24 protein-coding genes and 1 pseudogene are annotated in these 22,461 nt (G+C 52.2%); 5 read left to right on the plus strand and 20 right to left on the minus strand.

Features of this window, described 5'->3' with window-relative positions; genetic code table 11:
- Positions 1-66 precede the first annotated feature (66 nt).
- The 14 genes from flhE to flhD all read right to left on the minus strand — a co-directional run bounded on the left by flhE (position 67) and on the right by flhD (position 14,312).
- Complete coding sequence (flhE, locus tag NAZ64_RS11375; protein WP_001233619.1) at positions 67-459, minus strand: flagellar protein FlhE; 393 nt, start codon at positions 457-459, stop codon at positions 67-69.
- A complete protein-coding gene (gene flhA, locus NAZ64_RS11380) occupies positions 459-2,537 on the minus strand; it encodes a flagellar biosynthesis protein FlhA (protein ID WP_109182823.1) in 2,079 nt (692 codons plus the stop codon). The genes flhE and flhA overlap by 1 nt, the downstream gene beginning before the upstream one ends.
- A complete protein-coding gene (gene flhB / locus NAZ64_RS11385) occupies positions 2,530-3,681 on the minus strand; it encodes a flagellar biosynthesis protein FlhB (protein WP_000797081.1) in 1,152 nt (383 codons plus the stop codon). The genes flhA and flhB overlap by 8 nt, the downstream gene beginning before the upstream one ends.
- A 193-nt stretch (positions 3,682-3,874) precedes the next feature.
- Positions 3,875-4,519 carry a protein phosphatase CheZ gene (gene cheZ / locus NAZ64_RS11390; RefSeq protein WP_000983586.1) on the minus strand — a complete coding sequence of 215 codons (645 nt, stop codon included), beginning with the start codon at positions 4,517-4,519 and terminating at the stop codon, positions 3,875-3,877.
- Between the two features lie 10 nt (positions 4,520-4,529).
- A complete protein-coding gene (gene cheY / locus NAZ64_RS11395; protein WP_000763861.1) occupies positions 4,530-4,919 on the minus strand; it encodes a chemotaxis response regulator CheY in 390 nt (129 codons plus the stop codon).
- 17 nt (positions 4,920-4,936) lie between these two features.
- Positions 4,937-5,986 (minus strand): protein-glutamate methylesterase/protein glutamine deamidase, encoded by a 1,050-nt coding sequence (cheB, locus tag NAZ64_RS11400; RefSeq protein WP_000036389.1) that lies wholly within the window; start codon positions 5,984-5,986, stop codon positions 4,937-4,939.
- A complete protein-coding gene (gene cheR / locus NAZ64_RS11405; RefSeq protein ID WP_000204370.1) occupies positions 5,983-6,849 on the minus strand; it encodes a protein-glutamate O-methyltransferase CheR in 867 nt (288 codons plus the stop codon). The genes cheB and cheR overlap by 4 nt, the downstream gene beginning before the upstream one ends.
- Before the next feature lie 160 nt (positions 6,850-7,009).
- Complete coding sequence (tar, locus tag NAZ64_RS11410; protein WP_076166152.1) at positions 7,010-8,671, minus strand: methyl-accepting chemotaxis protein II; 1,662 nt, start codon at positions 8,669-8,671, stop codon at positions 7,010-7,012.
- Positions 8,672-8,907: 236 nt separating this feature from the next.
- On the minus strand, positions 8,908-9,411 hold the full coding sequence (cheW, locus tag NAZ64_RS11415; protein WP_000147295.1) for a chemotaxis protein CheW: 504 nt from the start codon (positions 9,409-9,411) through the stop codon (positions 8,908-8,910).
- A gap of 20 nt (positions 9,412-9,431) precedes the next feature.
- Positions 9,432-11,447, minus strand: a complete 2,016-nt coding sequence (cheA, locus tag NAZ64_RS11420; RefSeq protein WP_000061307.1) for a chemotaxis protein CheA — start codon at positions 11,445-11,447, stop codon at positions 9,432-9,434.
- A 4-nt stretch (positions 11,448-11,451) separates the two neighbouring features.
- Complete coding sequence (gene motB / locus NAZ64_RS11425) at positions 11,452-12,381, minus strand: flagellar motor protein MotB (RefSeq protein WP_000795653.1); 930 nt, start codon at positions 12,379-12,381, stop codon at positions 11,452-11,454.
- Positions 12,378-13,265 (minus strand): flagellar motor stator protein MotA, encoded by an 888-nt coding sequence (gene motA / locus NAZ64_RS11430; RefSeq protein ID WP_000906312.1) that lies wholly within the window; start codon positions 13,263-13,265, stop codon positions 12,378-12,380. Before motA ends, motB begins: the two co-directional genes overlap by 4 nt.
- A 124-nt stretch (positions 13,266-13,389) precedes the next feature.
- Positions 13,390-13,974: a flagellar transcriptional regulator FlhC gene (gene flhC, locus NAZ64_RS11435; protein WP_000605987.1), complete on the minus strand. Its 585-nt coding sequence runs from the start codon at positions 13,972-13,974 to the stop codon at positions 13,390-13,392.
- Positions 13,971-14,312 (minus strand): flagellar transcriptional regulator FlhD, encoded by a 342-nt coding sequence (gene flhD / locus NAZ64_RS11440; RefSeq protein ID WP_001518146.1) that lies wholly within the window; start codon positions 14,310-14,312, stop codon positions 13,971-13,973. Before flhD ends, flhC begins: the two co-directional genes overlap by 4 nt.
- 682 nt (positions 14,313-14,994) lie before the next feature.
- Here flhD and NAZ64_RS11445 point away from each other — a divergent pair.
- On the plus strand, positions 14,995-15,111 hold the full coding sequence (locus tag NAZ64_RS11445; RefSeq protein ID WP_001617301.1) for a hypothetical protein: 117 nt from the start codon (positions 14,995-14,997) through the stop codon (positions 15,109-15,111).
- Positions 15,108-15,536 carry a universal stress protein UspC gene (gene uspC / locus NAZ64_RS11450; protein ID WP_220569826.1) on the plus strand — a complete coding sequence of 143 codons (429 nt, stop codon included), beginning with the start codon at positions 15,108-15,110 and terminating at the stop codon, positions 15,534-15,536. The genes NAZ64_RS11445 and uspC overlap by 4 nt, the downstream gene beginning before the upstream one ends.
- Positions 15,537-15,553: 17 nt before the next feature.
- Here the strand turns inward: uspC and otsA are convergent, their stop codons facing one another.
- The 4 genes and pseudogenes from otsA to NAZ64_RS11470 form a co-directional block, all read right to left on the minus strand.
- Entirely contained in the window at positions 15,554-16,975 is a 1,422-nt protein-coding gene (gene otsA / locus NAZ64_RS11455; RefSeq protein WP_483640936.1) for an alpha,alpha-trehalose-phosphate synthase, read from the minus strand.
- Entirely contained in the window at positions 16,950-17,753 is an 804-nt protein-coding gene (gene otsB / locus NAZ64_RS11460) for a trehalose-phosphatase (protein ID WP_000840114.1), read from the minus strand. Before otsB ends, otsA begins: the two co-directional genes overlap by 26 nt.
- 222 nt (positions 17,754-17,975) lie before the next feature.
- Positions 17,976-18,158, minus strand: a pseudogene (gene araH, locus NAZ64_RS11465) (L-arabinose ABC transporter permease AraH); the annotation flags it as partial.
- Positions 18,159-18,386: 228 nt separating this feature from the next.
- A complete protein-coding gene (locus tag NAZ64_RS11470; RefSeq protein WP_000754796.1) occupies positions 18,387-18,944 on the minus strand; it encodes a DJ-1/PfpI family protein in 558 nt (185 codons plus the stop codon).
- Between the two features lie 557 nt (positions 18,945-19,501).
- Between NAZ64_RS11470 and NAZ64_RS11475 the strand changes: the two genes are divergently transcribed.
- Positions 19,502-20,005, plus strand: a complete 504-nt coding sequence (locus NAZ64_RS11475; RefSeq protein ID WP_000741707.1) for a non-heme ferritin-like protein — start codon at positions 19,502-19,504, stop codon at positions 20,003-20,005.
- Positions 20,006-20,183: 178 nt separating this feature from the next.
- On the opposite strand, the gene NAZ64_RS11480 is transcribed toward NAZ64_RS11475, so the two are convergent.
- Positions 20,184-20,822, minus strand: a complete 639-nt coding sequence (locus NAZ64_RS11480) for an RpiB/LacA/LacB family sugar-phosphate isomerase (protein WP_000684804.1) — start codon at positions 20,820-20,822, stop codon at positions 20,184-20,186.
- 255 nt (positions 20,823-21,077) lie between these two features.
- On the opposite strand from NAZ64_RS11480, the gene NAZ64_RS11485 reads away from it, so the two are divergent.
- The gene (locus NAZ64_RS11485; RefSeq protein ID WP_000803229.1) at positions 21,078-21,413 is read left to right on the plus strand and encodes a YecR-like family lipoprotein; all 336 of its coding nucleotides are present in this window, start codon (positions 21,078-21,080) and stop codon (positions 21,411-21,413) included.
- 239 nt (positions 21,414-21,652) lie between these two features.
- Positions 21,653-22,150 carry a non-heme ferritin gene (gene ftnA, locus NAZ64_RS11490; RefSeq protein WP_220569825.1) on the plus strand — a complete coding sequence of 166 codons (498 nt, stop codon included), beginning with the start codon at positions 21,653-21,655 and terminating at the stop codon, positions 22,148-22,150.
- A 45-nt stretch (positions 22,151-22,195) separates the two neighbouring features.
- Here ftnA and NAZ64_RS11495 read toward each other — a convergent pair whose 3' ends face one another.
- Positions 22,196-22,435, minus strand: a complete 240-nt coding sequence (locus tag NAZ64_RS11495) for a YecH family metal-binding protein (protein ID WP_000377239.1) — start codon at positions 22,433-22,435, stop codon at positions 22,196-22,198.
- Positions 22,436-22,461: the final 26 nt, after the last annotated feature.

The following is a 22,461-nucleotide window of genomic DNA, read 5'->3' on the forward strand; positions in this document are numbered from 1 at the left end:
ATAAAACGGCGTTTCTATTTATTCAAAAAGAGAGTCAGGTCTGCTACCTGGCAAAGAAAGGGGCGATTAGCGGTAGTTCACAATCACCTGGTTGCTCCGCACTTTTAACGCCGGGATAAGCCGGCCGCCGCCGGGGACTTCCCAGACAAAGCGGAGCGGCTCGACTGCGGGAACATGGGCAAAACCGTGGGTCGTGCCACTCTGACCATCAAGTTCTACGCAACGGGACTGGGAACATAAACGTACCCGTAAGCCCGCGGGGGTCGGGCCATTCAGTTCATAACGCCAGGCGACCAACGTCATCACACCGGAAACCGGCTGACGCGCCGACAATGGCGAAGACGATGCGGAAACGCCCCGGTAATTTAAGGTTACGCCCATACCGCTATCCTGCCACGCGCCTTCGCCTGCGGCCTGAACCGTCAGGGGAAAGAGCAACAACGCCAGCCATTTACGCATTATTTTCCTCCAATGGTCGCCGTCATGCGGATATGACGGTTATCGGAAAGCTCAAGGTTCGACAACACCACCAGCTGCGGTAAACTGCGCCGCAAAAAGCGAGACAATAATGGACGTAGCGCATGGTTAACCAGTAATACCGGCGGCGCGCCAAGCATCTCCTGGCGAGAAAGTGCCTCTTGGGTCTGCGCCAGCAGGCGATCCGCCAACCCCGGCTCAAGTCCACCGCCGCCCTGCAATGCCTGAAGCAGCAAACGCTCCAGCGCGGTATCCAGGCCAATCACCTGCACTTCTTCATTACCGGGGAACCACTGTTGCGTAATCGCTCGTCCTAATGCCACGCGTACCACGGCGGTTAATTCATGCGGATCGCTTTGTAACGGCGCATGTTCCGCCAGCGTTTCCAGAATGGTGCGCATATCGCGAATCGGGACTTTTTCCGCCAATAAGTTTTGCAGGACTTTGTGTAAAGTCGTGAGGGTCACGACGCCGGGGACCAGATCCTCCGTGAGTTTAGGCATCTCCTGAGAGACACGATCCAACAGTTGCTGCGCTTCCTGGCGGCCAAACAGTTCGGCGGAGAATTGGCCAATCAAGTGGTTAAGGTGCGTCGCCACAACGGTACTGGCTTCAACAACGGTAAAGCCCTGAATTTGCGCCTGCTCTTTCAGGGCGCTTTCAATCCAGATGGCATCAAGGCCAAAAGCTGGATCGACGGTTTTCTCGCCCGGTAGCGTTCCCGCCGCCGTGCCGGGGTTAATAGCCAGCCAACGTCCCGGATAGGCGTCCCCGCTGCCGATCTCTACCCCTTTCATCAAAATACGGTAGCGCGCAGGCTGTAAATCCATATTGTCGCGAATATGGACCACCGGCGGCAGGAACCCCATATCCTGCGCGAATTTTTTACGAATGCTGCGAATACGTCCGAGCAATTCACCATCCTGTTGAAAATCCACCATCGGGATCAGGCGGTAGCCCACTTCCATTCCCAGTGAATCCTCAAGCTGTACGTCATTCCAGGTGGCTTCGACCACCGAGTTATTTTCCGGCATTTTTACCGGCTGCGGCTCCTCCGGCGCTTTTTCTTCACGCCCGCGCAGCCACCATGCCAGGCCGAGCAAAGCGGCGGTAAAGAGTAAAAATACCAGGTTAGGCATTCCAGGCACCATGCCAAGCAGCCCCAGCACCGCCGCCGCCAGCAGCATCACCCTTGGATTACTGAACAGTTGGCCAACCATCTGCTCGCCTACATCCTGATCGGTACTGACGCGGGTCACAATGACGCCCGCCGCCGTGGAGATAACCAGCGCCGGGATCTGGGCGACCAGGCCGTCGCCAATGGTCAGCAGGGTGTAGCTTTCCGCCGCGCTGCCTATGCTCATTCCGTGCTGCAATACGCCGACCAGCAGTCCGCCGACCACGTTAATGACCATGATGAGAATACCGGCGATGGCGTCGCCGCGCACAAATTTACTTGCCCCGTCCATCGAGCCGTAGAAATCGGCTTCCTGAGTGACTTCCGAACGCCGTTTTTTGGCCTCGTCTTCACCAATCAGACCGGCATTAAGATCGGCGTCAATCGCCATTTGCTTGCCGGGCATACCGTCCAGCACAAAGCGCGCGCCGACTTCGGCAATACGTCCGGCGCCTTTGGTGATGACCATGAAGTTGATAATGACGAGGATGATAAAAACCACAATCCCGATCGCGAAGTTACCACCGACCAGGAAATGACCAAACGCCTCCACCACCTTTCCCGCCGCCGCCACGCCGGTATGCCCTTCCATCAAAATAATGCGCGTTGAGGCTACGTTAAGCGCCAGACGCAGTAGCGTGGTAAACAGCAGAATGGTCGGAAACGCGGCAAAATCCAGAGTACGCTGGGTAAACATCGCTACCAGCAGCACCATGATCGATAGCGCAATATTAAAGGTAAACAATAAGTCGAGGATAAAAGCAGGTAGCGGCAGCACCATCATCGACAAAATCAGCAGAATGAGGATCGGCCCGGCAAGAATTTGCCATTGCGTCGATTTCAGGTTGCTGGGCAGGCGCAGCATCGCGACCAGATTAGCCATCAGTATTCTTCTCGTTCATAAAATCCAGCGCTTCTGGCACCGGAAGGTTCTCAGGTTGTGGAGGACGTTGCCCGCCCGCAAGCCGCCAGCGTTTAAGCTGCCAGACCCAGGCCAACACTTCCGCAACGGCAGCATATAACTGCCCGGGAATTTGCTGACCAATTTCGGCGTGGCGATATAATGCCCGCGCCAGCGGCGGCGCTTCTAAAGTGGGAACCCGATGTTCAGCGCCGATCTCGCGAATGCGCAGCGCTATTAATCCAGCCCCCTTCGCAACCACTTTCGGCGCGCTCATTTTGTTTTCGTCATACTGCAGCGCCACGGAATAGTGTGTCGGGTTAGTGACGATGACGTCCGCTTTCGGCACATCTTCCATCATGCGGCGCTGCGCGGCGGCACGTTGCATCTGGCGAATTTTGCCCTTAACATGCGGATCGCCTTCGCTCTCTTTAAATTCGTCGCGAATGTCCTGCCGCGACATGCGTAATTTTTTCAGGTGGCTAAAGATCTGGAAAAACACGTCAAATCCCACCATCGGAATCACGCCCAGTACCACCAGTAACGCGCAGAGTCCAACCAGATCCAGCGCATTTCCCATTGCGACGATCGGCGACTCTGCCATCAGGCGCATCATTTGCGGCCAGTGATGCCAGAGATAAAAGCCGGTAACGCAGCCGACCAGCGTGGATTTCAACACCGCTTTTAGCAGTTCCGCGCCGGTTTGCGCCGAAAACATGCGCTTAATTCCCGGTAGCGGGTTTAATTTAGAAAATTTTGGCTGTAGCGACTTACCGCTAAAAATCAGGCCGCCAAGCATAACCGGCGAGATAAGCGCCACCAGCACCACGCCCGCGATGAGCGGTAGCAGCGCCATCATCGCCGCTTTAATCAGCAAAATTATCTGCCCCAGGATCAGGTTAGGATCGTTCACCATACGGTGATCGAAGTGCAGGCCTGCTGAGAGCATTCCCGCCAGTTGCCGCGCTAACGACTCGCCGCCGAACCAAATAATACAAACGCCCACCAGCAATATCAGCAGTGAGGTCAGTTCTCTGGAACGGGGGATCTGCCCTTCTTCCCGCGCTTTTTCAAGTCGGTGGGGTGTGGGGGCTTCTGTTTTGTCGTCGTCGCTCTCTTCTGCCACGCAGCAAACCCTGGATAGATTGATAAGCGAGAATGATGCCAGAACCGCTTTACGCCAATGGGCAGAGTAAGCAGTAAAAAAGGCGGGGTTTATGGCGTTAATAGAGATAGCCGGATACGATAAGAAAGTCTCGTATCCGGCCGGGTTGACGGATTCGGACCCGATAAGCGCAGCGCCATCAGGTCAAAAAAGCTTAAAATCCAAGACTGTCCAGCAGGTCGTCCACCTGATCCTGACTGGCGACGACGCCAGCTTTCGAAGTATCCACCTGCGGGCCGTTGAGTAAGCTTTCGTTCTCGCGTTTTGGTCGCGCGCTCTGTTCCGGGATGTTTTCCAGCAGCACCATTAACAACTGGCGTTCAATCTCCTGAATCACGTCCATCATGCGTTTGATCACCTGACCCGTCAGATCCTGGAAATCCTGCGCCATCATGATGTCCAGCAGTTGCGCGTTAGTAAAGCTGGTATGGCCCGGGACATCCCTGAGAAACTGGCGCGTATCCGTCACCAGTTCACGGGCGTCGGAAAGCTCGATCGGATTGTCAAACCACTCGTCCCAACGTTGGGTTAGCGCTTTCGCCTCTTTTTCCATCGCATCCTGATGCGGCTGCGAAGCTTCGACACTGTTTAGCGCGCGTTCCGCCGCCTGCGCCGTCATCTGGACGACGTAATCCAGACGGTCGCGCGCATCAGGGATCGCCTCCGCCGCTTCGGCAATCGCCTGGTCCAGCCCCAGTTCACGCAGGCTGTCGCGCAGCATTCGGGTCAGACTACCGATGCGCGCAATGATGTCTCCTGCTGAGCCTTCATCAGCAGGCTTGATAGATGGTTGCATCATCATCGCATCCTCACATGCCCAGTTTCTCAAAGATTTTGTTGAGCTTCTCTTCCAGAGTCGCTGCGGTGAACGGTTTTACGACATAACCGCTGGCGCCAGCCTGTGCGGCGGCGATAATATTCTCTTTTTTGGCTTCCGCCGTGACCATCAACACGGGTAACGCCGACATGGCGCTATCGGCGCGAATGGTTTTCAGCAGCTCCAGGCCATCCATGTTCGGCATGTTCCAGTCGGAGATAATAAAACCAAAGCCGCCCGCCTGGAGCTTGTTCAGCGCATCGACGCCGTCTTCGGCCTCTTCCACATTGTTAAATCCAAGCTCTTTTAAGAGGTTGCGCACGATACGACGCATGGTCGAAAAGTCATCCACAACCAAAAATTTAAGCTCTTTATCCGCCATAAAATACTACTCCTGGTTCAAATACGTATCGCCTGTCCGGCACTGATTTTCGCCAGCATCTGCTGGCTTACCTGGCTAAGATCGACCACTTCGCTTACGCCACCCATATTGATGGCCTCGCGCGGCATGCCGAACACCACACAACTTGCTTCGTTTTGCGCAATGGTCCAGGCGCCAGCCTGGTACATCGCTAACATTCCAGCGGCGCCATCGTTGCCCATCCCCGTAAGAATGACGCCTACGGCGTTGCGCCCCGCGTGTTTCGCCACCGAATGAAACAGCACATCCACGGAAGGCCGATGCCGGTTTACCGGCGGGCCATCATGAATTTTGATTTGATAATTCGCCCCGCTACGCGCCAGCTCCATATGCTTGTCGCCGGGCGCAATGTAGGCATGACCTGGCAATACGCGTTCGCCGTCCTCCGCCTCCTTCACGCTGATTTGACAGAGTTTATTCAGACGCTCGGCAAACGAGCGGGTAAAGCCAGGCGGCATATGCTGCGTAATAATCACTGCCGGACTGGAAAGCGGCAGCGGTTGCAGCACATGTCGGATAGCTTCAGTACCGCCCGTTGAAGCGCCGATAGCAATCAGTTTTTCCGAACTGAGCAGCGGACCGGCTTTTAAGGTTGCCGGGGCCGCCATCGGTTTATGTGCGGCGATGCGGGCCCGCGCGGCGGTACGCACTTTTTCGGCAATCATCTCGCTATACGCCAGCATACCTTCACGAATGCCAAGCTGCGGTTTGGTGACAAAATCGATGGCCCCCAACTCCAGCGCCCGTAGCGTCACTTCGGAACCTTTCCCGGTCAGCGAAGAGACCATCACCACCGGCATCGGTCGCAGGCGCATCAGTTTTTCCAGAAAATCGAGGCCGTCCATACGCGGCATCTCAACGTCCAGGGTCAATACGTCCGGATTAAATTTTTTGATGAGATCCCTGGCGACCAACGGGTCCGGCGCAGTCGCCACCATCTCCATATCGCTATGGCTATTAATAATTTCAGTCATGATTTGGCGCATTAGCGCGGAATCATCAACTGACAATACCCTGATTTTACTCATGCTTTATCCTTACTTAGCGCATACACCGTCTGTCCGCGCAGGCTAAACTCGCGCACGAGGTTGCTAAAGTTTTCTGAGTGACCGGCAAACAACAGTCCGTCAGGTTTAAGGAGTGGAACAAAACGGCGCAGAATGTCCTCCTGAGTCGTTTTATCAAAATAGATCATGACGTTACGGCAAAAAATCGCGTCAAAGGGACCGGGTACGTTGTACTGCTTTTCCAACAAATTAACGGAGGAAAATTCAACATAATTGGCCAGTTCCTGACGCACGCGCACCAGTCCTTCATGCGGCCCCGTACCGCGCATGAAGTAACGTTGTAGCTGCTGCGGCGATAACGTTTTCAGTTCGCTGAGGCGATAAATACCGCTTCTCGCTTTTTCCAGCACTTCAGTATCAATATCGCTGGCGAATACTTTCCAGCGACCGGGGGCCATCCCCAACGCATCCGCCAGCGTAATGGCGATACTGTAAGGTTCTTCTCCTGTCGATGCCGCCGCACTCCAGACGCGGTACTCGCCGTGGCGGCGACGCGCATGTTCCGCAAGGATGGGAAAATGGTGCGCCTCGCGAAAAAAAGCGGTCAGGTTGGTAGTCAGAGCGTTGATAAAAGCCTGCCACTCAGCGCTGTTTTGATTAGCCTCCAGCATACTGAGATAACGGCCAAAATCATCCAGTCCCAGGGTACGCAGCCGACGGACCAGGCGGTTATAAACCATATCCCGCTTATGGTCGGCCAGCACGATCCCTGCGCGCTGGTAGATTAATTGACATATCCGACGAAAATGCGCGTCGGACAGCGCGAGGCGCTGTGTCATCTGTAACAATACTGACGTTTGCCCGGAGGGCAGAGATGATGTCATAGCGCCTTCTTAATCACATTCAAAATACAACGGGCGCGCCCTGCGGCAGCGCCATGCTTCCCGTATTACACATTTTTTGCTTTTATCTATGCGAACCAGACGAAAGGGATCGGCGGGTTCGCAAATTAATCGATAACCGACAGCACACAGCGCACGTCGATCAGAAGGTTTCCCAGTTCGCATCATCCCCGGCGGCTAAGGGCCGTGGCGTATTGCCGGACTGAGCGTCCGCTGACAAACGCATCTCAGGCTTATTTACCGCCAGCGGTCGCGATGCCAGGCGGAAAGCCGATACCGCCTGGGTCAGACGGCTGGCCTGCTCTTCCAGCGCGGCGGCGGCCGCTGCGGACTCCTGAACCAGCGAGGCGTTCTGTTGCGTTACGCGATCCATTTCGGAAACGGCCAAAGCGACCTGATCGATACCCCGGCTTTGCTCATCCGAAGCGGAGGCGATTTCGCCCATGATATCCGTGACGCGCGTAACGGCATTGACGATGTCAGTCATGGTTTCCCCGGCGCTTTCCACCAGCACTGAACCGGTATCGACACGCGAGACGGAATCTTCAATCAACGCTTTTATTTCTTTCGCCGCCTGGGCGCTGCGGCTGGCCAGATTACGCACCTCGCCTGCCACGACCGCAAAACCGCGCCCCTGCTCTCCCGCGCGCGCCGCTTCTACCGCCGCGTTCAGCGCCAGAATGTTTGTCTGGAAAGCAATACCGTCGATAACGCTGATAATGTCAGCGATTTTTTTCGAACTGTCGGCAATTTCGTGCATGGTGTTTACCACGCCGTCGACCACTTTGCCGCCATGACGCGCGGTCTCGGAGGCGCTTTGCGCCAGTTGCGAAGCCTGACGGGCGTTATCGGCGTTTTGCTTCACGGTGGCCGTCAGTTGTTCCATGCTGGCAGCCGTCTCCTCCAGAGCGGAGGCCTGCTGTTCGGTACGGGAAGAGAGGTCGGTATTACCGGCGGCAATTTCACTGGTGCCGGAATAAATCGCATCCGAACCTTCGCGAACCTGTGTCACGGTGTCAATCAGCGAGCGTTGCATATGTTCAACCGTTCCCGCCAGTTCGCCAATTTCATTACGCCCTGAGACGGTGAGCGTTTTCGTCAGGTCGCCGCTGGCAATTTCACGGATATGAGTAATCACTCGCGCTAATGGGTTAAGCAGGGCATGACGAATGCCGAACCAAACCACCATCAAAATCAGCACCAGCACGACCGCAAGAACCCCCAGTTGCCATTGCGCAAAACGGTAGTCATGAGCGCTTTGATCAAATGTCTGGCGGTACAGGTTTTCGCTCACCCGGGCGTAATTGCCCAGCGCCTCGCCCAACGCGTTTTGCATTCCCTGGGTTGGCTGGGCGAAGTAGGCATCCATATTGCCATTGTCCAGAAACTGAATAAGTTCGGCTAATGCGGCCTGATAGCGCTGATATTTTTCATCGACGTTCGCGCTGGCCTCCGCCATCGCTGGCAATGGCGTCATGTTTTTGAAATTGGCGTAGTGCGCCGCCGCCTGTGCGAGGGTCGTTTTTGCATTCTGGAGTAAATCCGTTTTGGCGCTGCTCTGCTGGTTAGAAGCGTCCATCATCATGCGTGCGGCGGAGCGGCTCAGGTTAATACGCGTTTGCAGCATTAAGTCCCATGTCGACGTGAGTTCGCTTTGTTGCTGGCGTAATTCGTTAGAAATAACAAAACCTTGCTGGTTATGCTGTAATGAAGAAAACAGCAAACCACCGGAAACAAGCTGTAGCAGTGCGAAAACCCCCAGCACCATCATCAGCATTGTGACAACGCGGATACGGTTAAACATAAGGCACCTTCCTGATAACGAGTTATCAACGTTATCGGCACCTGCGGTGATAACTTTACTTTTGCAAAAAGGAAATACGCTGTTCCGGAAGACGATATTGACAATAACAGCGTCGCAGCGACGATGTCAGCGCAAAATGCAGGGGCTGGGCGCGGGCGGTGAAGAGGCACTCTCACCGTTGGTGGAAGCATAACGGTGAATATTGCCGGATGGCGCGACGCCATCCGGCAACGTTATTACGCGACGTGTGATGCTGCGATATCCAGCAGCGCCATCTCTTCGCTGTTAAGCAGTTTTTCGATATTCACCAGAATCAGCATACGCTCGCCGAGCGCACCCAATCCCGTCAAATATTCTGTTGACAAGGTCACGGCAAATTCTGGCGCCGGACGGATCTGTTCCGCCGTTAACGACAGTACGTCAGACACGCCGTCTACCACTATCCCGACGACGCGTTGCCCCAGATTCAGTACGATCACTACCGTATTGTCATCATACTCAACGTCGCCTTCGCAGAATTTCACGCGCAGATCGACAATGGGTACAATCACGCCGCGCAGGTTAGTCACCCCTTTTATAAAGGCCGGTGTATTGGCGATACGCGTCACCTGGTCATAGCCACGGATCTCCTGCACTTTCAGGATATCGATGCCGTACTCTTCATTTCCCAGTGTAAACACCAGGAATTCCTGACCTGACGGCTCGCCGGCCAGTTTGCTTACATTACTCATACCGGTCATATTATTCCCTTCTCACTCAATCAGGCGGCTGTGATCGCCATACGTTGTTCGCGGTTTAAACCCTGCAATGCGGAAACATCAACAATCAGCGCGACGCTGCCGTCGCCCAGGATCGTCGCGGCGGAAATCCCCGGTACCTTGCGATAATTGCTTTCCAGATTTTTGACCACCACCTGGTGCTGACCGATGAGCTGATCGACCAGCAGCGCGTAACGGCGTCCCGCGCTTTGCAGGATCACAACAATGCCCTGCGTGGCTTCGGTTTTCGCCCCGTCCACGTCAAACACTTTCCACAATTCGACCAGCGGCAAATACTCGCCGCGAACTTCCAGAACCCGTTCGCCGCCCGCCAGCGGATGAAGATCCTCTTCACGCGGTTGCAGCGACTCCATCACCGCATTCAACGGCAGGATAAAAACTTCCCCCGCCACGCGAACCGACATCCCATCGAGGATGGCCAGCGTCAGCGGCAGCAGAATACGAATCGTGGTGCCGGAGCCTTGCTTTGACTGGATCTCAACGTGACCGCCCATCTCCTGAATGTTACGTTTCACCACATCCATGCCAACGCCGCGACCGGAGACATCCGTGACCTGTTCCGCAGTTGAGAATCCCGGCGCGAAGATCAACATGCCTACTTCATCGTCGGTCATGTTTTCATTCACCGCCATCCCCTGCGACATGGCCTTCGCCAGGATACGCTCACGGTTAAGCCCCGCGCCGTCATCGGTCACTTCAATACAAATATTCCCGCCCTGATGTTCTGCGGAAAGGATCAGATTGCCGACAACATTTTTCCCCGCCTCAAGGCGTTTTTCCGGCATTTCAATCCCGTGGTCGAGACTGTTGCGCACCAGGTGCGTCAGCGGGTCGATAATGCGTTCGATCAGGCTTTTATCAAGTTCAGTGGAACTCCCCACCAGCGTCAACTCTACCTGCTTGCCCAGTTTGCCCGCTAAATCGCGTACCAGACGCGGGAAACGGCTGAAGACATACTCCATAGGCATCATGCGAATCGACATCACCGACTCTTGTAAGTCGCGGGCGTTACGTTGTAACTGCCCCATACTGGTAATGAGATCGCCGTGGTTTACCGGGTCCAGCTCGTTAGAACGCTGGGCCAACATTGACTGGGTAATCACTAACTCGCCGACCAGGTTTATGAGCTGATCCACTTTCTCTACCGCCACGCGAATGCTGGTGGACTCGCGTTCACGCGCAGGTTTTTCACGCCCCGCATGATGTTCATGGGCCGCGCTTTTGGCGGCTGGCGCAACGACTGCCGGAGACGCTACCGGTGCTACCTCGGTTTTCTCTTGCGCTTTTTCAACCGGCGCGGTGACCACTTTTTCAAAAGCGATCTGATCGGCCTCGATGACAAAACAGAGCACCGCGACAATGTCATCTTCCGCGACGCTGCCATCCAGAGTTGCCGACAGTGAATCCGCCCCCTTAACGACATCCGTCAGAGTAGCCAGATTGCCCAACTCTTCTTCAAGCAGATCGACCTCATTGGCTTTCAACCGTGAAAGTACAATGCGCAGTTTACTCTCGTCACGAGGCGATTCGGTTTCGGCTACGCTCTCTTCCTGGATCGCCGCGCTTAGTGCCGCGGTTTCTACGACCGCCGGCGTGGTTTCGCCTTTCGCCTCCAGCGCCAACTGGCGTAGCGCATTGCAGATATATTCGAAGCTTGCGGCATCCGGCTCTTCGGAGTTTTTATAGGCGTCGAGCTGTTCCTGCATAATATCTTTCGTTTCCAAAAACAGGTTGATAATGTCGGTATTGAGCTGCATTTCACCGCGTCGGGCTTCATCCAGCAGGTTTTCCATTAAATGCGTGGTTTCCTGCAGAATAGTGAAGCCGAATGTGCCCGCGCCGCCTTTAATGGAGTGCGCCGCGCGAAAAATGGCGTTCAGTTGTTCAGCGTCCGGGGATTCCGGCACCAAATCCAGCAGATGCTGCTCCATATCAGCCAACAGCTCGTCAGCTTCATCAAAAAATGTCTGATAAAAATCGCTAATATCCATGCTCACGCTATCACCTCGGTTCCGCTTTTGGCGATGTGGGTACGCTTGCCGGCGGGGCTGCCGCAGGCTGTTGTAATACACTTACCGGCTCATTCTGGCTTTCAGCGTTTTCATGCAAAATGGCCTGTTCCGCCTGTTTGTTTAACACCAGCAGGCTTATACGACGGTTGATGGCGTCATCAGGACCGCGATCGCTCAACCGCATCGTGGCGGCCATGCCAACCACCCGTAATACTTTTCCGTTATCCAGCCCGCCAGCGACCAGTTCGCGACGCGAAGCATTGGCGCGATCGGCGGATAACTCCCAGTTGCTATAGCCTTTTTCGCCGTTCGCGTAGGGAAAGTCATCGGTATGGCCGGCCAGGCTAATGCGATTAGGTATACCGTTTAACACTGGCGCAATCGCACGCAGGATATCGCGCATATACGGCTCAACTTCGGCGCTGCCGGTTTTAAACATCGGGCGGTTCTGGCTGTCGATAATCTGGATGCGCAACCCCTCCTGAACCAAATCAATTTTCAGATGCGGACGTAACGCGCGCAGTTTGGGATCGGATTCGATCAGCTGATCCAGATCGCCGCGCAGTTTGTTTAAGCGACTCTGCTCCATCCGTTTTTTCAGCTCGTCGATATTCGGCTGCTTTTCCACTTCACCCTGCTGTTGGGTGTAATCATCGCCGCCGCCTGGTATCGGGCTCTCGCTATTGGCAATCCGATTTCCCCCCGTTACCGCGGTGGCCAACGGCGTACGAAAATATTCGGCAATCTGAATTAATTCTTTAGGGCTGGAGATGGAAATCAGCCACATCACCAGAAAAAAAGCCATCATCGCCGTCATAAAATCGGCGTAGGCAATTTTCCAGGAACCGTGCGCCCCGCCGCCGTGCGGTTTGTGCCTGCGGCGTTTTACGACGACAATGGGATGAGCCTGATTTTTCATGCTTCCTCAGTCGTCTGCTGCTGGTTTGGGTTTCTCACTGCGCGAACGTGTTCTTCCAACTCAATAAACGATGGACGCTCACTGGAATAAAGCGTTTTACGACCAAATTCCACGGCAATCGGCGGCGCATAGCCGTTCAGATTAGACAGCAGTGTAATTTTTACGCACTGCATCATTTTGGTGGTTTCGGCGCTCTTCTGGCGCAAAACGGTCGCTAACGGTGAAATGAATCCATAAGCCAGTAAAATACCGAGGAACGTACCTACCATGGCATGGGCAATCAGCGCCCCCAACTCCGCTGCCGGACGATCGGCTGAAGCCAGAGCGTGAACCACCCCCATTACCGCCGCGACGATACCAAAGGCAGGCAGCGAATCCCCCACCATCGCCAGACTGTTGGCCGGGACTTCCGCCTCGCTTTCATGGGTTTCAATCTCTTCATCCATCAACGCTTCAATTTCGAACGTATTCATGTTGCCGCTGATGATCAGGCGCAGATAATCGACAATAAAATCAAGCATTACCGCATCGGCCAGAATACGCGGATAACTGGCGAAGATTTCACTCTCTTTCGGATTTTCAATATCGCGTTCAAGGGAGAACATCCCCTGCTGGCGTGATTTGGCCATCAGGCGATAGAGCAACGCCAGCAAATCCATGTACATAGATTTCGTGTATTTCGAACGACGAAATAACAACGGGATCGCTTTCATCGTGCCTTTGATGGCCTTCCCGTTGTTGCCGACAATGAACGCCCCTATCCCCGCGCCGCCAATGATGACCAGTTCAGCAGGTTGATAGAGTGCCCCAAGGTGTCCGCCGGTCATGACATAACCGCCGAAAACTGTACCGATAACCACCAGGTAACCTAATAAGATAAGCACGACATCATCCTTCCGCTGTTGACTATGACAGGATGCGCAGTCGGGCGATTAACGCGAAGGCAAGGCAAAAAAAAGCAGCGGTAATGACTTACCGCTGCTGGAGTGTTTGTCCACACCGTTTCGGTTAAACAGCCTGTTCGATCTGTTCATCCAGCAGTTGTGGAATAATATCGGCAGCATCTCGGGAAAGTTTACGTCTTTTTACTGCGCGGGATGGCGGCTGGCATAAACTACACGCAAAGCTGCCCACGGGCTGATGCGCATGGGTAATAAAGTTCCCACCGCAGCAGTTACAGCTCGACAATTCAAGCAACCCACTTTCAACAAAACGCACCAGCGTCCATGCGCGAGTCAGCGCCAACAACGGCCCTTCAGGCGGTTGCGGACACTGCTCAAGATAAAGCCGATAAGCTTTAATCACCGCATCCACACCGCTGCATAAGCCGGTCTTCAGTAAAAATTGCCAGGCGTTGCAGAACATGGAGGCATGAATATTTTGCTCCCAGGTCATAAACCAGTCTGTCGAAAATGGCAGCATCCCTTTAGGCGGCGGGCTACCGCGTAATTCTTTGTACAGCCTGATGAGGCGACCACGGCTGAGCTGTGTTTCGCTTTCCAGCATTTGTAGACGAGCGCCAAGATTAATCAACTCCATCGCCAACTGGATATCGCGAGCTTCCTGAACAATGCTTTTTTCACTCATTATCATGCCCTTTTCTTACGCGCCGTATCGTCCACTTCATTGAGCAGACGCGTTGAAAGCATGATACCTGTGTGAATCTGCTGTAAATCATCGACGCGCGAATCCTGAGTCAAACGGGTGATCGTCTGATGATCGTCAAACCGGAAATGACAAACTAACTGGTTCGTCTCCGCCAGTTTGACCATCTGCGGCAGGGTCAACGCGCCCAGTGTGTTTGCCATCTCTTCGTTGATACCGAGGCGGAACATCGCAGATGCTTTGTCCTGGACGATCAAACGCTGTGCAAGGAGTAAATATGACAAATTGATGTCATAAATGTGTTTTAGCAACTCGGATGTATGCATTGTTCCCATCCAGAATAACCAACTTTATTTTTGTGCGACGTAGCCGCACCCCGTGATGTCGCCGGGAAGGCCCGGTAAAAGAAGCAAAAAGGTCAAATGCATAGCAGCGCTCAGACATTGTGGACATTGTGACGTATAACGCAGCTTCCCACTGAGATTCGCCTTACACGTTTACATCAATTTTTACAAATGCCTAAGATTTTTCCTAATTCGACGCAACTCTACTCGTCAGCTTCGTGACATACAACGGAGCGGGACGGCGATTTTAGAAAATATGTGATGTAGATCACATAATTTAACGGAATACTTACGATAAAACCATCAGCATGGCTTTTACTTTGTTTAATTAATAACCTAATGTTCACTTTTTCTATTCCACACTGCTGAATAGGGGTACGTCAACACCAAATTCTTTTTTGTTTCTCTCTGTTAAAATAACGCCAGGATAATAGATAACAGGCTATTATTTCTATTTTAGAAACGCTTTTATTTTACCTTTAGTAAACAGTGGCTTAAATATTAAACGTTATTAATTAATCTCGTCACAGCATACGCCCTCCGCTGTTAAAAATAAGCTCATTTGATTTAACTTTTAGCTTTCCTTGTTCACCCGTTTAAATGAAGCATCCTGGTGGTGTGTAAAAAGTGTCTTATGCCACGATTCTTTACATAAGAATAATTAATGATTAATTATGATGTCCTTCACATTAATGTGGCATTAGCGCATTGCAGAAATGCGATAAACAGAGTAAAGCTAAAGCACAATCTCATATTCTTGCAATCAAGGAGCGAGTTATGAGCTACACCCATATTCTTGTCGCCGTTGCCGTCACCCCGGAAAGTCACCAGCTACTGGCTAAAGCGGTCTCTATCGCCCGCCCTGTTCAGGCGAAAGTAAGCCTGATTACTCTCGCTTCCGATCCCGAACTGTATAACCAGTTCACCGCGCCCATGATGGAGGATTTACGCGCGGTTATGCATGAGGAGACCGAGAATTTTCTTAAGATGCTGGGGGAAAAGGCGGATTATCCGATTGAACAAACTTTCATCGCATCAGGTGAGTTAAGCCAGCATATTTTGGCTGTGTGCCGCAAACACCATGTTGATCTGGTCATTTGCGGCAACCATAACCACAGTTTCTTTTCGCGCGCGTCCTGCTCGGCAAAAAGTGTCGTCAGCGCCAGCCAGGTAGATGTGTTGTTGGTGCCCTTAGCGGGCGACTAGTCGCTGTTCGCAATATTTCAGGCCAGCTTAGGGAACGTCGCCACGTTGTTCTGCTGCTGACGCTCAGGGCTACGCGGCGTGACCTCCTTTAGGTCATGAATAAAACGCTCCTGCCAGCGGTTAATGTCATTTTTAACGATCACGTCCAGCATTTCCGCATGGCGCGAAATACGCTCGGCAAGGGGCATCGTTAACGCGCGATTGAGCGCCGCCGCCACGTCATCCCGATCGTAAGGATTGACGATTAACGCCGACGTCAGTTCATTCGCCGCGCCGGCAAACTGTGACAGTACCAGGACGCCAGGATTAGCGGGGTCCTGCGCGGCGACAAACTCTTTCGCCACCAGGTTCATCCCGTCACGCAACGGGGTGACGAGCCCGACGTCTGAATAACGGAATATCTTCATTAACAGTTTACGGTCGAAATGCTGATTCAGATAATAGAGCGGCGTCCAGCCTAATTGTCCATATTTCCCATTAATCCGGCCTGCTTCCGTCTCAAGCTGGTGGCGAATATCCTGATATGCCTGTACTTCGCCGCGTGACGTAGGCGCAATTTGGGTATAACGAATTTTTCCCCGATGCTGCGGATAGTTTTCCAGTAGCGCTTCATACGCCAGAAAACGTTCCGGCAGCCCTTTCGAATAATCCAGCCGCTCAACGGAAAAAATATTCTTCACATTTTTCAGTTCCGCCTTGAGCTGCGCCAGTTTAGGCGGCAACGGCCCGGCAGCCTGCAGAGCAATCTCATCGGGCTCAATACCGATAGGATACACTTCTGTCTGGAAGTCTTTACCCCACGCGATATTCTGCTTGCCGCTGCGAGTCGTGACTCGCGTTTGACTCGAAAGGCTATCCAGAAAAGCCAGGCGATCATTTTCGGTCTGGAACCCGAGCAGATCAAAGTCACACAACTGCTCCAGCAGTTCATCATGCGGCGGTAAAGCGTTAAAAATCTCCGGGGTCGGGAATGGAATATGCAGGAAAAAACCAATTCGGTTGTTCACGCCGCGTTTACGCAGCTCGCTGGCAAACGGTAACAGGTGGTAGTCATGCACCCAAATGATGTCGTTCTCTTTAATGAGGGGCAATAACTTATCCGCTAATAGCGCATTCACCCGCATATAGCCTTCCCATGCAGGACGCTGAAACTGTACCAGGTCCAGACGATAGTGGAACGCAGGCCAGAGAACCGCATTGGAAAATTGACAGTAATAATCTTCGTAATCTTGTTCACTCAGGTTAAACGATGCCCAGGTAATATTACCTTTTGTCACCTTTTTTAATGGCTCATCCTCGTTACCTGTCTCGCCACTCCAGCCGAACCACAACCCGCCAGCCGCTTTTAGCGCGCCAAGCACGCCAACGGCGAGGCCGCCGGCGCCGCCTTTATTATCCGGGGGGGCAATTCGATTAGATACTACGACTAAACGACTCATAGCCATCTCTCCTGTTATTCATTACTTGTTGTTCTTGTTGTGGATAATTGATTTGCTCCAGCCAGCGCCAGACATCGGGTACGCTTTCCAGCCGCCATGCCGCCTGGGTTGCCCCGACGCCCACTTTTACGGAAATTCCGCCAGCGTGATTCACCACGCCAAAGCCAGCCTCATCGGTCAAATCGTCGCCCACAAAAACGGGAATCCGTCCCGCAAAGGGCGCCTCCTGCATAAAGGCGGCAATGGCTTCGCCTTTATTGGTTCCCTTAGGTTTGATTTCCACAACACATTTACCAGGCTGCAACGCCAGTTGCGGCCAGTGCTGCGTAACGTGTTGCGCAAGCGCCAACAGCGCCGCTTCATGTTCCGGAGCCTGACGGTAGTGCAGCGCAAACGCCATCCCCTTCGTCTCCAGCTCCGTTCCGGGCAGCGCTACAAGCGTCGAACGTAATAACGCCTCCACCTCACGGACTACCGCTTCAGGAAGGCGCACGATATGGGTTTTACCATTGATGTCACGACGCTCTGCCCCGTGAACGCCGGCGAGCGGAAAGCGAAAAGGCTTCGCCAAAGCATCCAGCTCAGTCATTGAACGCCCTGAAATCAATGCCAGTGCCCCTGCGTTGTGCGCCGCGAGACGGTCTAACAACTGAAGGATTTTATGCGGTACCACTACCTGATCGGGATGAGGCTTTATCTCTGCCAATGTGCCATCAAGGTCAAAAAAATACGCATAGTTCGCAGTGAGTTCGGGGGATACGGTTAACGGTTCTGCCACCCTGGTCTCCTCCTTATCATCATATTGAGACTCACAAACGGTCTCATTAGTCATGTAAGTATAGACAGTGTGACGCTGCTCGCCATTTAGAAAGACCATCGCCAGACGGGGTAGCGGTTGGCGATGACGTGAAGCTATACTGTTTAGTTGAGTGTTAATTCATCAAATCGTACGCTTCGCTTTTTGCTTATAATGGTCGAAAATAACTGCTGCCAGAAGGATTCAGCCGCGAACCACACACTGTGCAAAAGGTGAAATGTTGTACAGGTTCATCGCGTTCTCCACCGTTCCTGATATCAGTACGCTCGCCACCACATATGAGACTTTTCCGAGGCCGCCTTTCAGGAATACACCCCCTAAGACACACGCAGAAATAACGATTAACTCATAACCCTGGGAAGTCATTGACCAGCTTTAGCGTTTTTTATGTAGGGTAAAATCAAACGATTCTTGTTAGAGAAGGCGTAAAACGGTGCACTGTCTTTCATTCATTAGATAAATGCTGATGGCAGGAATAGTTTTAGCGGAAAATGACATAACCCAGAGCGAATTCATCAGCCAAAAGGCAGGAAAGCCAGCACATTAATCCATAACATCAGCCAGCTAATCCTTACGGCCCTGGGTGAATAACGATTACCAGGGATAATAGATATGTTCAGCCTGTTCGCGAACCGGCGCATCGTCTCCCAGCAGTCTGGCGGAAAGGGTTAGCGCGAAATCAAAGACATGACCCAAGCCTTTACCGCTAATTAAATTACCATCTTCAACAACGGGCGCATCCACATAGACACCTTCCGGAACCGCTTTCCACAGGTCGCCGGAACAGACATAACGACGCCCCTTCAGCAATCCGTGAGCACCCAGCACCCTTGCCGCCGCGGAACAGATAGGACAAATAAATTTGCCTGCCGCATCATGACGCGCAACGAAAGCGATCACCGCCGGATTAGCCGCCAGATTAGCGCTCCCCTGCGGACCGCCCGGCAGCACTACCGCATCGAAAAGCGCCTGCTGGCGTTCACTCAGCGTGCTGTCCGCAACCATAGGAATATCATGGTAACTCACCACCGCCCGTGATTCAGCACACGCCAGCGTTTCGACGTCGATATGCAAACGTCGCAGAATATCAAGAGTAACAATGGCCTCTGCTTCTTCAAATCCTGGTGCCAACAGCACCGCGACCTTTTTCATTGACTGCTCCTTGTTAACGAGTCACCCATCAAAACTGCGCTCAACCGAATAACGTACTCGTATGATTAATGACATTAAAAATGATCTACCGCAAAATCGGCTAGTTTATAAAAACAGGCATATTTGCTCTCAACCGTTTATGCGTGTGATATCCAGACTGACTAATGTTTATTTTATTGAAATTACCATACTTGAAAGTCTCACCTCATGATCTGAAACAATGTTTCATAAATCAGTGAAAAATAGAATACCCTTTATCTTTCAAAGTATTGAAATCATGTCATACCAAAAGCCATTACACCTGAAAAAATCACACCGCTGAAAATGTAAAAAAAGATAAACAATTGCATTTAAGGATTTTCTTATTTTTATTGACGCGCTATTCTCATTACCGATCGATAAACAGGAAATGAGATCGCATAAGGGACTGGCGGAACGGAGTTCTTCTGCTAAGAGTATTTATTGTGCATAGATGATAGATGTAAGAAAGTGACAACGGCCCGTTGCATTCTCGTCTGTCATGCACATCAACACTTTCTGGAAATAAGGATATTGTTATGGCAGCTGTAGGAATGGTTCAAAAGCTCAACACGCCAATGAACCTTGAGTTTTACGCATCAAATCTTTACCTCCATCTAAGCGAATGGTGTTCTGAACACAGTTTAACAGGCACCGCCACCTTTCTTCGTACCCAGGCGCAAGGCAACGTGACGCAAATGATGCGCATGTTTAATTTTATGAAAAACGCCGGCGCCACCCCTATCGTTAAAGCCATTGACGTTCCGGGTGAAGAGCTCTGCTCTCTGGAAGAATTGTTCCAGAAAACCCTGGAGGATTATCAGCAACGCGCCAGCACGCTGTCGCGTCTGGCAGATGAAGCGAAAGCGCTGAATGATGCCTCAACGCTTGATTTTCTCCATACCCTGGAAAAAGAGCAGCAGCAGGATGGCGTACTTTTACAAACTATTCTCGAAGAAGTTCGCAGCGCTAAACGAGCAGGGTTATGCCTGGCGCAAACCGATCAGCATCTCCTTAACGTCGTGACCTATCAGCATCACTGATAGCGGCTCCCCGAGCGACAATATTGAGACGTTATTAGCCGGATAGCAACGCGAAGCAGCTTATCCGGCCTACACCGTTTCTGATCTGTTTGCCAGAGGTGGCGCCTGTCGCTACTGGCGTATTATCGGCACATCATGCCAGCCGACAGGCGCGAATCGTCTCTGGCTTGTCCGGGCATTACCCCAGCATCTCACGTACAAACGCTTCTATTTCTTTATTCTGGCCGTTTTCAAACAAACATTGCTGGAAACGCGGCCCTGAAACCGCCGTTTTAACCAGTTCAGGATCGATAGCCCGCAGTGTATCCAGATAATTCTCTTTGACGACCGCGGCCTTAACCTGGTTCAAAATGCCCGCATTGCGTACCTGCGGCGCTTTGCGCTCAGGCGGATACCCCTCGCCTTTACGCCCGGTAAACGCTTTTTCAAAGATGAAACGCACGTTCAGCTCAGCGCCCCAGCCAAAGCCTTTCGCAAATGGCAGGGACAACGCATTACCGTTGTTGATCTGCGCAAACAGAAAAGCATCTGCCGGATCGATGCAATAGCCACAAATGACACCTGGATGAATATTTAACGACATCAGCGCGCCCTGCCCGGTGCCACAGCCAGTAACCACAAAATCAACCGCGTTTGCATTAAGCAGAATACTTGCCATGATGCCTAAATGAATGTACGTCAGGTGATGGTCATTTTCGTCGCACATGCCGACGTTAAAAACGGGAAATCCCTTTTCATTGGCGACGGCGCTAAGTTCGTTATAAATGATGGCATTTTTGCTGGCCTGGCTATTTTCCATCATCAGTGCAATTTTCATTGTGTTCCTCCTGAATGCAGACGGTCGCGCCTGCGTAAATCATGACGTTTTGCCCACACTACACATTTACGAACACGCATTCAAATTTAATGAAACTAAGTTTCATTAAATGAAGAGACGCTCACACATTTTCTGTTCCCGCAGTAAATCCCCTGCCGTTACCTTTAATCAAGGTGAATCCGTAAGTTATTCCAGCCATTGACGGTGCAAGACACGAGGTAGCATGGTCTGATACCGAACTGTCGGAGCGATTTTATGAAGCCTCTTATTTTTACTCTTTCACTGCTAGCCCTGACGGGATGCACCATTACTCGACAAGCGCAGGTCAGCGAAGCCAGCCCGATAAGCGGCATCGTGCGCCTGACGTATAACCAGCCGCTATTTTTTACTTCACGGACAGATGACTATGTATCTCACGGGACCGCAACACGCGAATGCCAGCAGATGGGCTATGCCGATGCCGTTTCGTTTGGTCAGCCGGTAGGAACCTGTAGCATTTATGCGGGCTCGTTGTGTCTGAACACCCGATTTACCCTCTCCTGGCAGTGCCGGGGCGTTGCCGTCCCGCAAATCATGCCGCTTTATTATTAAGGCGGCTGGCTTAACGCCGACACAATGTACAATGAAGGAGAGTGCAGGGTCGCTATTGCCAGCATGAAGGTGCTGGCTTTCCTTTATTTCTATACGCTATACACTGGCGCTAATGCGTTTTATTCCCATTCGTATTTTTAATAATTAAAAATAATATTTTACCTTTTGCAAATAATAAAATAACAAATTATAGTGGCGCCACATTACTGTATATCTTTTGCTATTTGTGGAGCGGAACCATGCTGAAAACAGAAATGATCGACAAGCTGAATGAGCAAATGAATCTGGAGTTGTATTCCTCCCTGCTCTATCAACAAATGAGCGCGTGGTGCAGCTATCACAGCTTTGAAGGCGCAGCCGTATTTCTTCGTCGCCATGCGCAAGAAGAGATGACGCATATGCAGCGCCTGTTTGACTACCTTACCGATACCGGAAGCCTGCCGCGCATTAATACCGTTTCTTCGCCCTTCGCTGAGTACACCTCACTGGATGAGCTGTTCCGCGCGACCTATGAGCATGAGCAGCTTATTACGCAAAAAATTAATGAACTGGCTCATGCCGCAATGACCAGCCAGGATTATCCGACATTTAATTTCTTGCAGTGGTATGTGGCCGAGCAGCATGAAGAAGAAAAATTGTTCAAATCTATTATTGATAAATTAACGCTGGCGGGAAAAAGCGGCGAAGGGCTTTATTTTATTGATAAAGAACTCTCCACACTGGATACGCAAAATTAATCCAGCACGTCCTTACACGGTGAGACGAGCTCTCACCGTGGCGTATTAATGGCGGCAGATTTTACTCTCATGCGTTGAAAAACCGCCCTCCACAGCAATAAACTTTCCTTTCGCCGCCAGAAACGCGACCAGTTCCGCCGCCGTCATATCTGACGCTGAACAGGTGTGAAATCGTGCCCGCTCGCCAAAGCGCGCTTTTATTGCCGCCTCCAGCGAGGTATGCGTGTACTGCTCGCCAGACTCAATCATCATATTGAGTACTTCGTGACCGTGAATGGAATCCATAACCCCTCCTGAATAAAACTCGTAGC

The sequence above is a fragment of the Salmonella sp. A1325 genome (genome assembly GCF_056991255.1).